General features: G+C 71.9%; 7 protein-coding genes. 2 read left to right on the top strand and 5 right to left on the bottom strand.

The window, feature by feature from the left end; all coding sequences use genetic code 11:
- Nucleotides 1-3 precede the first annotated feature (3 nt).
- Together eccB and eccD are read right to left on the bottom strand one after the other, a co-directional pair.
- Nucleotides 4-1482 (bottom strand): type VII secretion protein EccB, encoded by a 1479-nt coding sequence (gene eccB, locus ACFWXQ_RS36765; RefSeq protein ID WP_383938083.1) that lies wholly within the window; start codon nt 1480-1482, stop codon nt 4-6.
- Between the two features lie 18 nt (nt 1483-1500).
- Nucleotides 1501-2898 carry a type VII secretion integral membrane protein EccD gene (gene eccD, locus ACFWXQ_RS36760; RefSeq protein WP_383938080.1) on the bottom strand — a complete coding sequence of 466 codons (1398 nt, stop codon included), beginning with the start codon at nt 2896-2898 and terminating at the stop codon, nt 1501-1503.
- A 239-nt stretch (nt 2899-3137) separates the two neighbouring features.
- On the opposite strand from eccD, the gene eccCa reads away from it, so the two are divergent.
- On the top strand, nt 3138-7130 hold the full coding sequence (eccCa, locus tag ACFWXQ_RS36755; RefSeq protein WP_383938077.1) for a type VII secretion protein EccCa: 3993 nt from the start codon (nt 3138-3140) through the stop codon (nt 7128-7130).
- Nucleotides 7131-7315: 185 nt separating this feature from the next.
- On the opposite strand, the gene ACFWXQ_RS36750 is transcribed toward eccCa, so the two are convergent.
- The gene (locus tag ACFWXQ_RS36750) at nt 7316-8521 is read right to left on the bottom strand and encodes a S8 family serine peptidase (RefSeq protein WP_386270118.1); all 1206 of its coding nucleotides are present in this window, start codon (nt 8519-8521) and stop codon (nt 7316-7318) included.
- A gap of 125 nt (nt 8522-8646) precedes the next feature.
- Here ACFWXQ_RS36750 and ACFWXQ_RS36745 point away from each other — a divergent pair, with 125 nt between their 5' ends.
- The gene (locus ACFWXQ_RS36745) at nt 8647-11982 is read left to right on the top strand and encodes a right-handed parallel beta-helix repeat-containing protein (RefSeq protein ID WP_383938071.1); all 3336 of its coding nucleotides are present in this window, start codon (nt 8647-8649) and stop codon (nt 11980-11982) included.
- Between the two features lie 127 nt (nt 11983-12109).
- Here the strand turns inward: ACFWXQ_RS36745 and ACFWXQ_RS36740 are convergent, their stop codons facing one another.
- Both ACFWXQ_RS36740 and ACFWXQ_RS36735 read right to left on the bottom strand, forming a co-directional pair.
- The gene (locus ACFWXQ_RS36740; RefSeq protein ID WP_383938068.1) at nt 12110-13429 is read right to left on the bottom strand and encodes a hypothetical protein; all 1320 of its coding nucleotides are present in this window, start codon (nt 13427-13429) and stop codon (nt 12110-12112) included.
- A gap of 173 nt (nt 13430-13602) precedes the next feature.
- Nucleotides 13603-14334 (bottom strand): hypothetical protein, encoded by a 732-nt coding sequence (locus ACFWXQ_RS36735; RefSeq protein WP_383938065.1) that lies wholly within the window; start codon nt 14332-14334, stop codon nt 13603-13605.
- Nucleotides 14335-14549: the final 215 nt, after the last annotated feature.

Here is a 14549-nt window from a genome sequence, read left to right as displayed (position 1 = left end):
CCGCTAGACCTTCGGACAGCGCAGCGTCACGCGTGCCTCGCCCGAGGAGGCCGCCTCGGGAGTGAGGTCCGGGCCGCTGGGCAGCATGGCCAGCATCGGCGAGGGCATCGTGCGCTCCTCGACCCCTTCGTATCCCAGCGCCTTGAGCCCCTCCTGGGACAGCAGCCGGTACTTCACGCCCTCGTCCGTCACCAGGTACGTGGTGTCGCCCAGCGCGCTGCCGCCCGCGCCCAACACCCTGACCAGCGCGCCCTTTCCGGCTCGTACCGCGATGGCGTCGACCTTCAGACAGCCCGGCACGATCTCCGGGCCCGGTGGCTGCACGGCTTGTGGCAGGGCGCTCTCCGGCAGCACGGACGCGCCCACCCGTACGGCCCCCGCCGCGGAGTCGACGCCCGCGCACGCGACGGAGCCGGCCGCGACCTCGACCCCCTCCGGCGGCTTCGCGGGCAGCCGCGCCGAGTTGGCCGCGCCGTCCTCGGACCGCGGGGCGAGATGCTCGGTCAGCACATCGGCCCCGAGGGTCGCCACGGTCGCTGCGGATCCCCCGTACGCCTTCTCGCGGGTCCCCGGATCGCCCAGCAGGAGGGCCGCGCCGGTGGCCGTGAGCGGGACCAGCCCCTCCTTCCTGAGCAGGTGGTAGCGGGGTGCGGAGCCCGGCACGTCGACCCGGAAGAGCTGTCCGATCCTCGTGCCGCGGCCCGCGAGCGCGGGCCCGTCGTCGCCTCTGCCCGGTACGTCGGCCGGGGCCAGGTCGGGTCCCTGGGGGAAGCTGTCGAGGAACGCGGACGCGACGGGCCGGGGGGTGATGTCCCCGTATCCCAGGGCCTCGACGGCGTTCGCGCGCTCGTCCAGGCGCAGCCGGCTGCCCTGCCACAGCAGGTACGTGGTGCCGTCGGGCCCGGCGACCAGCAGTCCCTCGCCCTTCCCCAACTGCCGTCCGCCCGGCACGTCCTGAGCCTCGTCGGCGCCGAGGGCCAGCGTCGTGGTGGCCGTGACGACGCCCGTCGTCCTCGGCAGGACGCCGGAACACACCAGCCACGGCTTGCTGTCCAGGTCACCGGTGGCCGGCAGCGCCTCGGGGCCGTCCGGGATGCCGACGGGCGCCCCGTGCGGGGTGCCGGCCAGCGAGGAGGTCCCCACCGTCGTCACACCGAGGGCGCCGCCGGCCATCAACTGGGCCGACGCGTAGTTGCGTACGGGGCGCAGCCGTCCGTCGAGATACAGGTAGCGGGCGCCCGTCTGCTTGTCGACGATGAGGTCCTGCGACGTACGCCAGGAGTCGTTGCCGCCCGGTCTGATGAGCCCGAAGACGAAGGCCCCTGCGCACACCAGCACGGCGATGATCACGCCTATCGCGGCGCCGCGGTTGGTTCTGCCCAGGGGGCTCTCCGGGTCGTCGGGCTCGGCCCGCAGCATGGCCGAGGCCAGTCTCCCCATGACGAAGAGATGCGCCTGTACCTGGTCGCGTTTGCTGTGCATCGGTGCGGTTCTCCCGGGTCAGCCGTTGATGCCGCGGAGCATGCCGTAGACGCCCATGGACCAGAGGGTCAGCGGCAGCATGCTGATGGCGGCGAGCGAGTGCAGCAGCTCGGCGGCGCGTCCCCAGTACGGCACCAGACGCCGCCCGGGCACGGTCCACGAGGCGATCGTGATCACGGCCGTCAGTGCCAGCAGACCGGCCGTCAGGGCGAGCCGGTCCTGCGGGCCGAGGCCGTCCGCCGCTTCGAGCAGCAGCAGTGCCGTGCCCCAGGCCCCTGCCGTGGTCAGCGCGACCCGCTGCAGGACGTTGCCCAGGCCCCTGCTGTGCAGCAGCAACAGCAGCGACAGGGCCACCACGGTGAGCACTCCGGGCAGGTCGGGATCGGTCACCAGCGCCGTCAGACAGGGCAGACAGATCAGGCCGATGGCGAGGTAGAAGGCGGTCATCCAGCCGTCCGCCAGCGTCGCGCGGGCCTCGACGTCCGAGGCCGGATACGGATCGATGCCCTCCTGCAACTGCTGGACGTTGGTGGGCAGCGGCGGCATCCGCATGCCCGAGAGCCGGAACGACAGCGAGGGTACGAAGCCGCCGAACAGCACCACCACGACGGCGACAACGCCGGCCGACTGCTCGGGCGTCAGGCCCAGGATGATCAGGGCGGCGCCGAGGGCCCCGGCCACGGCGACGGAGGCCGTGCCGAGGAACAGCGCCGGGTACATGCCGACCGCGGCCAGCGCGAGCACCGCGGCGCCGCCGCCCGCGGCGGAGGCCGCCAACAGCCGTGCGCCCAGCACCGCGTCGCCCTCGGCCCCGCCCAACTCCCCGCCGGGCAGCAGCCATCCCGCCGTCGCGAAGTAGGGGGCCGCCATGAGGCCGAGCATCGAACCGGCGCCGGAGTCCCCGACGGCACGGGTCGCGGAGCCCGCCCCGGCGAGCAGCAGCAGTCCGGCCGCCGCGGCCACGACCGCCCGCAGCCAGCCGGGCGTTCCGGGCAGGGCAAGCAGCACGATACCCAAGCTGAGAGTGGCGACGGCCATGCCGTGCAGCAGCCGCCGGGCGGCCTCCGCGCTCCAACTGTGCGGCCGGCTCCGCATGGTGGTGGAGATCCCGTCCACCAGGTCGTCGAGGTGCACCTCGGGCAGCGCCTCGTTGCGGGGGCTCAGGAAAAGCGCCTCGCCGTCGCGCAGGCCGAGGGAGTCCAAGGTACTCTCGGGGTCGAGCGGTGGGCCGCCGAGACGTTGCAGCACCCAACCGCCGTGCTCCAGACCTGATTCCTCCAGGTCGTCACCTCCGTACCCGATGACTGTGGGCAGCAGATCGGCGACGGAGACATCGGAGGGCACAGCCAGGTCGACGGTCCTGGCCGGAGCACGCACGGTGACGCGGCACAGGCTTGCCGCATGAATTTCAGTCATGGGCTTCGGGTTCACGCTTTCTGGGCGGCAGTAAGTCGGGCGCGGTACGTGCCGGACGAGTTTGTCGGCGGCCGGTCCTTTTCGCAACTCCCTGAAGCTACAACGTATCCCGCTTTCGCATCGCCGACTTCCGCACCCCCTTACCGGAAACCGACTGCGGTTGCCGATTCCGGTAAACACCGGATTACGCCGCACTGTTGCCACGGAAGTTATTCCGACATCATCGAGGAGGCCATTCGTTGAGCGTGATCCTGTTCCGCAGGCCGGCACGCCGCAAAGGTCCGGAACTGCCGTCGGGAGACCTCAGTCTTCAGGAACCGCCGACACTTCCCGAGGTCGTGCCGGACAGTTCCGCGGTATGGACGTACTTGCCGATGGCGCTGATGTCCGTTTCGATGATGCTGATGTTCATGCGGCCCGGTATGGCCAAGGCCAGCGGTGGATTCATCTATGTCGCGCTCGGCATGATGGTGATCGCCTCGGCCGCGATGATGGTCGGCCAGGTCATGAAGCGCAACGCCGAACGCAAGCAGCGGATGAAGGGCGAACGGCGCGACTACCTGCGCTATCTGCGCCAGACGCGGCGCAAGGTGCGGGCCACCATCGTCGACCAGCAGCGCGCTCTCGCCTGGCGGCACCCCGAGCCCGACGCGCTGTCGTCCTTCGTGCGCACCACCCGGCTGTGGGAACGCCGGACGTCCGACGAGGACTTCGCGGAGGTCCGGATGGGCGTCGGCGACCAGCGCATCGCGATGAAGCTGACCCCGTTGTCGACCAAGCCCGTCGAGGACCTCGAACCGCTGTCCGCGCACGCCCTGCGCAGCTTCACCCGGGCCTATTCGACCGTACGGGACCAGCCCATCGCGATCTATCTGCGGGCCTGGTCGAAGGTGCTCCTGCGCGGCGACGAGGAGCGGATACGCGGCCTGGTGCGCGGTCTGCTCGCCCAGTTGGCGGTCTTCCACTCCCCCGACGACCTGTGGATCGCGCTGTGTGTCTCGGACGAGCGGCGGGCCGAGTGGGAGTGGGCCAAGTGGCTCCCGCACAGCCTCCACCGGCACGAGGAGGACGGCGCGGGACCGGTCCGGATGATCACCTCCGCCTTCAACGAGCTGGAGAACCTGCTCGGCGCCGAGTTCCACGAGCGGCCGGGCGCCGACCCCGACGCGGCACCGGGGCGCGAGGAGCCGTACACGGTCATCGTGATCGACGGCTGCACCGTGCCCGCGGGCCACCGCTTCGACGGGCACGGGTTCCGCAACGCGGTGGTGCTCGACCTCTCGGGAGCCCTGGCCTGGAAGCCGGGCCGCACCACCCTGCGTCTGGAGGTGGACGAGGACAGCGTCGCGCTGGTCCGCACCGACCGCGACCGCAAGGAGCAGTCGACGGTCCTCGGCAGGCCCGACCGGCTGGGCCCGGTGGGAGCCCTGGCACTCGCCCGGCTGCTCGCGCCCTACCGGATGAGCCTGGGCGGCGACGACTCCAAGCCGTTCTCCAACGACGTCGAGCTGACCGCCCTGTTGAACATCCCCGACCTGCACCGGCACGAGCCGGCCACCCTGTGGGAGCGGTACACCGGCAGCGCCCGGCTCCGGGTGCCCATCGCGGTCAGCGGTGAGGGCAGGCCCGTGGAGCTGGACATCAAGGAGTCCGCGCAGGGCGGCACGGGCCCGCACGGCATGCTCATCGGCGCCACCGGCTCCGGCAAGAGCGAACTCCTGCGCACGCTGGTTCTGAGCCTCGCGCTGACCAACTCCTCCGAGACCCTGAACTTCATCCTCGTCGACTTCAAGGGCGGCGCGACCTTCCTCGGCCTCGACGAACTGCCGCACACCTCCGCGGTCATCACCAACCTCGCCGACGAGGTGTCCCTGGTCGCCCGCATGCAGGACGCCCTGCACGGCGAACTGATCCGCCGCCAGGAGCTGTTGCGCGCCGCCGGCAACTACACCTCCGCCCTTGAGTACGAGAAGGCGCGGGCCTCCGGGGTGCCGTTGCAGCCGCTGCCCAGCCTGTTCGTCGTGGTCGACGAGTTCAGCGAACTGCTGTCCGCGCACCGCGACTTCATGGAGCTGTTCGTCATGATCGGGCGGCTCGGGCGATCGCTCGGCGTCCATCTGCTGCTCGCCTCGCAGCGCCTGGACGAGGGCCGCATGCACCAGCTGGAGAGCCACCTCTCGTACCGGATCGGTCTGCGTACGTTCTCCGCGATGGAGAGCCGCGGTGTGCTGGGTGTGCCGGACGCCTACGAACTGCCCGCCCAGCCGGGCGCCGGTTTCCTCAAGAGCGGTGTCGACGCGCTGACCCGCTTCCGTGCCGCGTACGTGTCGGGCCCGTACGAGCGGCGCCGGGCCGTCGTCCAGGCTCAGGTGGCACGGCAGGTGGTGCCGTGGACGGCGGAGTGGGTGGTGCCGCGCGCGCCCGCCGACCCGGACCTGACGGGCGAGAGCGGCGAGGAGGAACCGGAGGCGGAGGGCGCCGACGAGGAGAGCGGCGAGACACTGCTGTCGGTGGCGCTCGACCGGCTGCGCCACTCGGGCCCGCCCGCGCACCAGGTCTGGCTGCCGCCGCTGGGCATGCCGGCCACCCTGGACCAGATCCTGCCCCCGCTGACCCCCGATCCGCGGTACGGGCTCACCACGGCGGACTGGCCGCTGCGGGGCCGGCTCACCGTGCCGGTGGGCATCGTGGACCGGCCGTTCGACCAGCTCCGCGACCTGCTGACGGTGGACCTCTCGGGAGCCGGGGGCCATGTGGCCGTCGCCGGCGGCCCGCAGAGCGGCAAGAGCACGCTGCTGCGGACCCTCATCACCGCGCTCGCGCTCACCCACACCCCGCGCGAAGTGCAGTTCTACTGCCTGGACTTCGGCGGCGGCACACTCGCCGCCCTCGACGAACTGCCCCATGTGAGCGGGGTGGCGGCCCGCGTGGACACCGAGCGGGTCGGCCGGGTGATCGCCGAGGTCAACACGATCCTCAGCAAACGCGAGCGGTTCTTCCTCGAACACGGCATCGACTCCATGCCCACGTACCGCAAACGGCGTGCGGCGGGCGAGTTCGCCGACGAACCGCACGGCGACGTCTTCCTGGTCATCGACGGCTGGTCCACCGTGCGGCAGGACTTCGACCGGCACATTCCCACCTTCAACGCCCTCGCCGCCCGCGGCCTCAACTACGGCGTCCACCTGATGATCGCCACGGCCCGCTGGGTGGAACTCTCGTCCGCCGTACGCGACCAGACCGGCACCCGGCTGGAACTGCGGATGGGCGACTCGATGGACTCCCAGATCGACTCCCGCAAGGCGGCGACGATCCCCCGCAGCCCCGGCCGGGGCCTGACGCCCGACAAGCTGCACTACCTCTCGGCGCTGCCGCGCGTCGACGGGGTCGAGGACGCCGACGACCTCGCCGACGGAGTCGCCGGTCTCGTCGCCGCGATCAGCGAGAACTGGACCGGCCCGGCCGCGCCCCGCGTACGGATGCTGCCGACCAGCCTGCCCGTCGCCGAACTGCCCGCGCCCGAGGGCGACATCGGACTGCGGATCGCCCTCGGCCTGGACGAGAACGAACTCGCCCCGGTCTGGCACGACTTCACCGAGAACCCGCACATGATCGTGGTGGGCGACACCGAGTGCGGCAAGACCAACCTGCTGAAGCTGATCGCCCGGGGCATCACCGAGCGGTACACCCCCGCCGAGGCGCGCATCATGACGGTGGACTACCGGCGCGAGCTGGTGGAGAGCGTCCCCGAGGCCTACCGGCTCGGCAACGCGGTCTCCCTGGACATGCTCCGCGAACTGGTGGACGGGGCGGCCCGTGCGGTCAAGCAGCGAGTACCCGGCGAGGACATCGCCCCCTCCCGCATGCGGCTCTGCGACTGGTGGCAGGGCCCGCGGCTGTTCGTCCTGGTCGACGACTACGACATGGTCGGCAGCAACTCCATGGCACAGCCGTTCGCCCCCCTGCTCGACCACCTCGCCCTCGGCCATGAGGTAGGCCTGCACATGATCGTCGCCCGCTCCTCCGCAGGCGCCGGCCGCGGCCTCAACGAGTCCCTCCTCCGCAGACTCCAGGAGATCAACACCCCAGGCCTCCTGATGTCCTGCCCCCCAAGCGAGGGCTACCTCTTCGGCAGCGTAAAGGGCCGAGACCTGATCCCCGGCCGAGCAGTCCGAATAGCCCGCCGCAAGACCCTCCAGATCCAAACGGCACGACTGGAGGAGGACCACTGATGTCACAGATGTTGTTTGTCGGGGGCTGCGATGTCGTGCCCCCTAAGGGGCGCGGGGAACTGCGCGACAAGCCACAACGCACCCGCAGCTACGAACCCGACCCAAGCCCCGCAGGGGGGCGCGGGGAACTGCGCGACAAGCCCCCACCGACCCGCAGCTTCATCACCGTGCCTACAGCCAAGCGCTCAGCGGCCCGGCGGCAGCCAGCTCCTGGCCCGCCCCCGCGGAAGCACCGCCGCCAACGCACCAACCAACAGCACCACCCCAAGCCCCACCCCCGCAACAGCCAAAGCCCGATTCCGAGGCCCGGAATCACCCGGCCCCGGAAGACGCGCAGGAACACCCTCCAACCGCTCCCGCACCTCCCCCCCACCCGAAGCAGAAGTAAGAGACAGCGCCGCATACGGATCGAGCCGAGGCGTGTCCGACGGATACGCCGTCCCGAGCAACTGCCGAGACACCTCCGCCGCACTCAACTCGGGCCGATACCCCCGTACGAGCGCGGCCGCCCCCGCGGCCCCGGCCGCGGCCAGCGACGCACCGGACCCGATGTAGTGACCGGCCCCCTTCGGCCCGACACTGACCATGGAACTGCCGGGCGCCGACAGATCCGGCTCGTACGCGGGCGGACCGTTCTTCTGCCGGAGCCCGCTGGGCCCGAAGTCCACGACGGCCAGCACCCCCGGCGCGGCGGCGGGCCAGTACGGCCCCACCGGCATCTCGTTATTGGGCCCGAGTTCCTCCCGCGGCACGGCGTCTGGCGCGGCCGGGGCGACCACGAGTGCGTCCCGCTCCACGGCGTACGCGACGGCGGAGGCGAGCTCCGCCTTCCCCGTACGCAGGGTGTGGCCGACATAGATGACCTGCGCACCCTCGTCCGCCGCGGTGCGGATGCCGAGAGCGACGCGCTGCGCCGAGGGCACACCACGGTCGTCGGTCCCCCGCAGGGCGACGATCTCCGCCTCGGGGGCGACCCCGGCGATCCCGCTGCCCTTCTCGGGCGCGGCGCCGATGAGTCCGGCGGCGAACGTGCCGTGTCCCACACAGTCCTCGCCGGCCCCGTCGAGGGCCGTCACCCGCCCGGACAGGCTGGGCACGTCGGGCGAGACCCCGGTGTCGACCACCGCGACGGTCACCCCGGCACCCCGGGAGATCCGCTGGGCCCGGGCCAGCCCGAGCGTCCCCTGGGACCACGCGGCCCCGGTGGCGGTCTCCTGAGAGGCACCGGTGCACGGGTTGTCCTCGCCGAGGCGCAGCGGCAGCGGAGGCAGCAGCGTCGTACCCGGGTCACCCGTGCCCGGATCGTCCGCTCCCGCGGCGAGGGCGGGCGCGCAGGTGACCGGCAGGATCACGGCGGTCGCGAGCACGAGGCATGCATACCTGTATTTCATGATGTATCGCAGCATACCCCTGAAATGCGCATGACATACTCGTTTCGCACACGCAGGGCACACGCACAGGGCCGCACGCACAGGGCAGGGCCAACGACCCAGGAACACAAGGAGGTTCGAGGCGCGTGGCACGGCAAATACTCACGGTCTGCCCGGAGCGGACGGACAGCTTCCCGACGATCGGCGAGGCGCTGGCCCAGGCACGCACCGGGGCGGTGATCCGGGTCCGGCCCGGGCGCTACGCCGAGAACCTCGTCATCAGGAACCGGGTGACGATCGTCGCCGAGGGCGAGCCCGGGTCCGTGGAGCTCTGCCCGCGCTCCGGCACCGCGGTGAGCCTCATGGCCGACGCGGTCATGCTCAGCGGCCTGACCCTGCGCGGCCGCGACAAGGAGCTGGCGGTCGTGGACGTACCGGCCGGCCAGGCAGCCCTCGACGGATGCTCGGTCACCGGCTCGGGATGGACGGCCCTGCTGGTCCGCGGCAAGGGCTCGCTGGCCGCCCGCGGCTGCCGGATCAGCAACCCCGGCGGCGCCGGGATCGTCGACTCCTCCGAGTCCGAAAGCGTCGTCGAGGACTGCGAGTTCGAGAACTTCGGCACCTCCGCCGTCGTCATCGGCGAGACGGCCGGACCCCTCGTACGCGACTGCCGGATACGCGGCGCCCGGGCCAACGGAATCCTGGCCGGCGGCGAGGCCAGGGGAACCATCGACGGCTGCGACATCTCCGGCACCGACAAGCCCGCCATCGCCCTGGAGGGCCACAGCTCCACCCGGGTCGTGCGCACCACCGTCCACCACACCTCGGTGGGCCTGCTCGTGACCAGCGTGTCCCGCCCGGAGATCGAGGACACCACGTTCGAGTCCATCGCCCAGAGCGCCGTCGTCGTCTCCGGTGGGGCCGACCCGCTGCTGCGCCGCTGCGTCACCCGGCGCACCAAGCACAGCGGACTGCTCGTCCTCGACCGCTCGCGCGGAACCCTGGAGGGCTGCGAGTTCCACACCTCGGCCCAGCCCGCCGTCCGCGTCGTCGAGGGCAGTTCCCCGATGCTCCGGGACACGGTGGTGACCGACTGCGCCGACATCACGGGGGCGGTGCTGCTCGCGGACGACTCCACGGCCGAGTTCGACCGCCTGGACGTACTGGACGCGGCCGGCGTCGGCATCTCCGTCCGCTCCTCCGCGAACCCCCTGCTGCGCCGCGTCAAGGTCGTCGGGGCGGGCGGCCACGGCATCGAGTTCAGCGACGACGGCCGCGGGCGCGTGGAGCACTGCGAGATCGAGTCCGCGGGCGGCTGCGCGCTGAGCATCGACGACGACGCCGACCCCATGGTCACCGACACCGTGCTGCGCTCCGCCGCCCGCTCGGGCGTCCTCGTCGGCGAGAACGGCCGGGGCACCCTGCGGGACTGCGAGATCCACGACAGCGCCGACGCGGGCGTGAGCGTCCAGGACGGCGCCGAGGTCACCCTGGACCGGGTCCGGATCAACGGCTCCAAGACCCACGGCGTCCAGGTCGTACGCGGCGGCCGGGCCTCGCTCACCGGCTGCGAGATCACCGGCAGCACGGGCGACGGCGTACGGATCGACAGCGCGGAACCCGTCGCCGTCACCCGGTGCGTGGTGCGCGACAACCGGGGGGCCGGACTGCGCCAGAGCCGCGCCGGCGACCGGCTCTCGGTCGACTTCCTGACCAGCGCGGACAACGGCATGGCGGACAGCTGGGGCGAGAGTGCCGAGGGCGGCGCCGACAGCGGCGTACCCGGCCACTCCGCCGGGAAGGAACCCGAGCCGGAAGGCCCGCTGGCCGCGTTGGAGGCGCTCACCGGCCTGGAGAACGTCAAGCACCAGGTGAACACCCTGGTCAACCTCAACCAGCTGGCGGAACGCCGCCGCCGGCTCGGCATGCCGGTCCCCTCGATGAGCAGGCACCTGATCTTCGCCGGGCCGCCCGGCACCGGAAAGACCACGGTGGCCCGGCTGTACGGAAGCATCCTGGCGGACCTGGGCGTGCTGCGCTCCGGGCATCTGGTCGAGGTCGCCCGGGCCGACCTGGTGGCCCAGATCATCGGCGGTACGGCCATCAAGACCACCGAGGCCTTCAACAGCGCGCTGGGAGGCGTGCTGTTCATCGACGAGGCCTACACCCTCACCCCCGAGGGCTCCTCCAACGACTTCGGACGCGAAGCCGTCGACACCCTCCTCAAACTGATGGAGGACCACCGCGACGACGTGGTCGTGGTGGCGGCCGGCTACTCCGAGCAGATGGAGTCGTTCCTGTCCGCCAACCCGGGCCTCGCCTCCCGCTTCACCCGCACCATCGAGTTCGGCAACTACGCGGTGGACGAGCTGGTCACCATCACCGAGAGCATGTGCGCCCAGCACCAGTTCGAGCTCGGGCCGCTGACCCGGGAGGCGCTGGCCGTGCGCTTCGAGGGGATGACACGCGACGCCTCCTTCGGCAACGGCCGGGCGGCCCGCGGGGTCTTCGAGGAGATGGTGGACCGGCAGGCCTTCCGGCTGGCGTCCATGGAGGACCCGGCCGAGAGCGACCTGACCCTGCTGATGCCGCAGGACGTCGGGGACGAGGAGGCGGCGGCCGTCGACGGAACACCTCAGAAGGCGGACGACGCGGCCGACCCCATGGACGAACTCACGGCCATGGTCGGGCTCGCGGCCGTGAAGCGAGAGGTCTCCGACCTGGTCAACCTGCTCTCCAACGCCCGGCAGCGGGTCGCGGCGGGGCTCCCCTCGCCCCGGATCAGCAACCATCTGGTCTTCACCGGACCACCCGGCACCGGAAAGACCACGGTGGCCCGGCTGTACGCGAGACTCCTGCACTCGCTGGGCGTGCTGCCCCGCGCCACCCTGGTCGAAGTGGCCCGGGCCGACCTCGTGGGCCAGTACATCGGGCACACCGCCCAGCGCACCAAGGAGGTCTTCACCAGCGCGCTCGGCGGCGTGCTGTTCATCGACGAGGCCTACACCCTCACCCCCGAGGGATCCTCCAACGACTTCGGACGCGAAGCCGTCGACACGCTCCTCAAACTGATGGAGGACCACCGCGACGAGGTCGTGGTCATCGTCGCCGGATACACCGAGGAGATGGAGCGCTTCCTCGACTCCAACCCCGGCCTGTCCTCCCGGTTCTCCAAGTACGTGCAGTTCGAGGACTACAGCACGGACGAACTGGTCACCATCGTCTCCCGGCATGCCGCCACGTCCGGCTACGAGTGCGGCACCGACACCCTCGCGGCGCTGCGAACCCACGTGGACGCGATCCCCCGGGACCGCTCCTTCGGCAACGCCCGGCTCGCCCGCCAGCTGCTGGAGACCATGATGACCAGCCAGGCCCGGCGGCTGGGCGGACTCCCGTCGCCCAGCCTCGCCGACCTCACGACGCTGCTCCCCGAGGATCTGCCGCCCGGGAACCGTTCGGCACGGCACCAGGCTGCCCTGTGAGCGCGGTGAGCGCCGTGAGCGCCATGAGCACATTGAACGTGAGCCCATGGAAGGAGAACGCCCGCCGGAAGACAGGTCCGGCGGAAAACCCGTCCGGCGGGCGTTCCCGTGGCTCAGGCGGCCGGCCTCACACGGTGAACCGCACGGCTTCGAGCCAGCGCGCCTTGTCCAGGGTGCCGCCGAATATGTAGTTGTTCTTGGAGGCGGGGGTGTCGCACTGCACGCCCAGCCAACCCCCGTCCTTGACATGCGCGTTCTGGCAGATCTGGCTCTTGGCCGAATCGACGCTGACGCCGAACCCCGCCATGTTCGGCGCCGAGTTCGAGGCCGTTCCGATGGTCAGGTTCACGCCGTTGGCCGCGCCCTTCCAGTTCGTACCCGCCCAACCGGTCCCCTGGATGAACGGGGTGGCGGCCGTGCCGTTGGCGCTGGTCATGCCGGACACGGCGATGTTGAGGGCCTTGATCGGCCGGCCCTGCCCCTCCGTGCCCGCCGTGGCGCCGTCGCACCGCACGCTCTGCCAGCCGATGTCCTGCACATAGGCCCGGTAGCAGACATGCCGGCCGGGGTTCCGGTCGGCCAGCTGCAGGACCGAGTACGCCGCGGTGCCCGCCGGGGGCCCGGCCGCCTGGCGCTGTGTCGACCCGGAGTTGGTGTTGGTCCCCGTGCTCGACTTCTCCTTGGCCGGCTTCTTCGGATCCCCCGGCGGGACGGCGGCCTTGTAGTCGGGCATGTCCGCTCCGACGGGGGCCTGTGCCTCCCCGTTGGTCTTCGCCTTCCCCTTCGTCTTCCCCTTCGCCTCGGCCGACTTGGAGGGCTTCCCGCTCGGACCGGCCGAGGGTTCGGCCGGTGCGTACTCGCCCTGCGGAGCGCCCAGGGACTCACCGTCGAGGACGGTGTCCGAATCGGCGGCCACCGACGTCTTGTCCTTCTTCTGCCCGGAGTCGTCCGTGGCCCAGATCAGCAGCGGCACCACGAGAAGCACCGCGCCCGCGATACCGGCGGCCGCCAGCAGCGGCTTCTTCGGGTTCCCGGAGGGCGGTTCGTCCTCCCCGCGCGCGGCTCCCTCGCCGGAGGCCCGGCCCCCACCGGCCGCGGCGGCGGCAGCGACACCGGCACTGGCGCCGACACTGGCACTGGCAGCGGTGCCGGCACCGGCGGCGGCAGCGGTGTCCGGGACCGCCGACGAGGCGGCCTGGCCGCGCCCGCGCACACGCAGGCGCCCGCGTCCCTCCGTTTCCGGCTCCGCCTGCTGCCGCGAGGCCGCCCCGCTTGTCGCCGCGCCTGCCACCGCGCCCGCTTCAGAGGTCGTACCGCTCGCGGTGCCCGACCCCGTACCCGACGAGGTGTCCGGACGGGATCCCGCCGCCTCCTCGCTCTCACCCCGCGCCGCGCCTCCGGACGGCGGCGCGGCGGGCGCCAGGCTCGAACCCGGGTCCGCTCCCACGGGCCCCAGCGCGACCGCCCTGCGAACGGACGATCCGTCAGGGGAGGATCGGTTCTGACGATTTGCCATCATGCTCCTTTGGACCTGTTGGACCTGTACGTGATGTGGACCTGTACGTGATGTGGACCTGTACGTGGTGTGGACTTGTCCGTGATCGGTGATGCGGCCCCCGCCTACACGCCCTGGCCGACGGGCCCGGTGCAGCGCTCCGGCCAGCTCCGGCCCTCGCCCGCGCGGAGGCCCTTGGCGAGCGTCTCTTCGAGATGGGTGCGCGCGATGAGGTCCCGCTGGTTCAGCTCGTCCGCGCCGTCCATGTAGAGGACGGCGTTCCCGGGCAGCTCCCGGAGCAGCACCACGGGAGGACCGGCGGGGCCGGTCCGTACGCCCAGCACCCGGAAACTGGTTCCGGGCACGAAGACGATCTCCTCGGACGCCTCCGGCGATCCGGCCTGCTGATCGAGCAGCTGCCTCACCTTGCGGCCGGTGACGGACCAGATCGCGTAGCGCACCGAGGTCCCGGCGGGCGGCGCCGAGGGCCGGGCCAGCGCGCTGACCGGCCCCGGGTCCTGGAGAAGGGAGCCGACCGCGGGCTCCGCTCCTGAGGCGTCCCCGCCGCGCAGGGCGACACCGCGGTAGGAGGGCAGCCGCCGCAACGCGGACGCGAGACACCCGGCGTAGGGCAGCAGCCGCCCGTCCCCCGCGCGCAGGTCCCGCATCAGCTCGCGGTGGTGCAACGGGCCTTCCTCGGTGGTGAGATACGCGTGCGCGGCGATGAGATCGACCCTCGCCGCCTCCAGCTCCTGCCCGCGCAGCGCGGGCATCCGAGTGAGCACCCGCGAGACGGCCGCCGCGTGCCGCTCCCACGCCCCCGAGGCAAGATCCCGAAACGCCGCCCGTTCGGCCACACCACTGGCATGCCCCGGCACAACGGGAAGAGCCCCACCCCGGGCAACGGACACCAACGAGCGCCCCGGGTCCGGTTCTGGCCCCGGGTCCGGGACAGGCCTCGGGTCCGGGACGGGCCTCGGGTCCGGGACGGGCCTCGGGTCCGGGACGGGCCTCGGGTCCGGGACGGGCCTCGGGTCCGGGACGGGCCTCGGGTCCGGGACGGGCCTCGGAC

Origin of the sequence: Streptomyces sp. NPDC058697 (genome assembly GCF_042715345.1) — a bacterium.
GTDB lineage: Bacteria > Actinomycetota > Actinomycetes > Streptomycetales > Streptomycetaceae > Streptomyces > Streptomyces liliifuscus.
The sequence above is the reverse complement of the archived record's forward strand: the minus strand, read 5'-3'. Positions and strand labels throughout refer to the sequence as shown.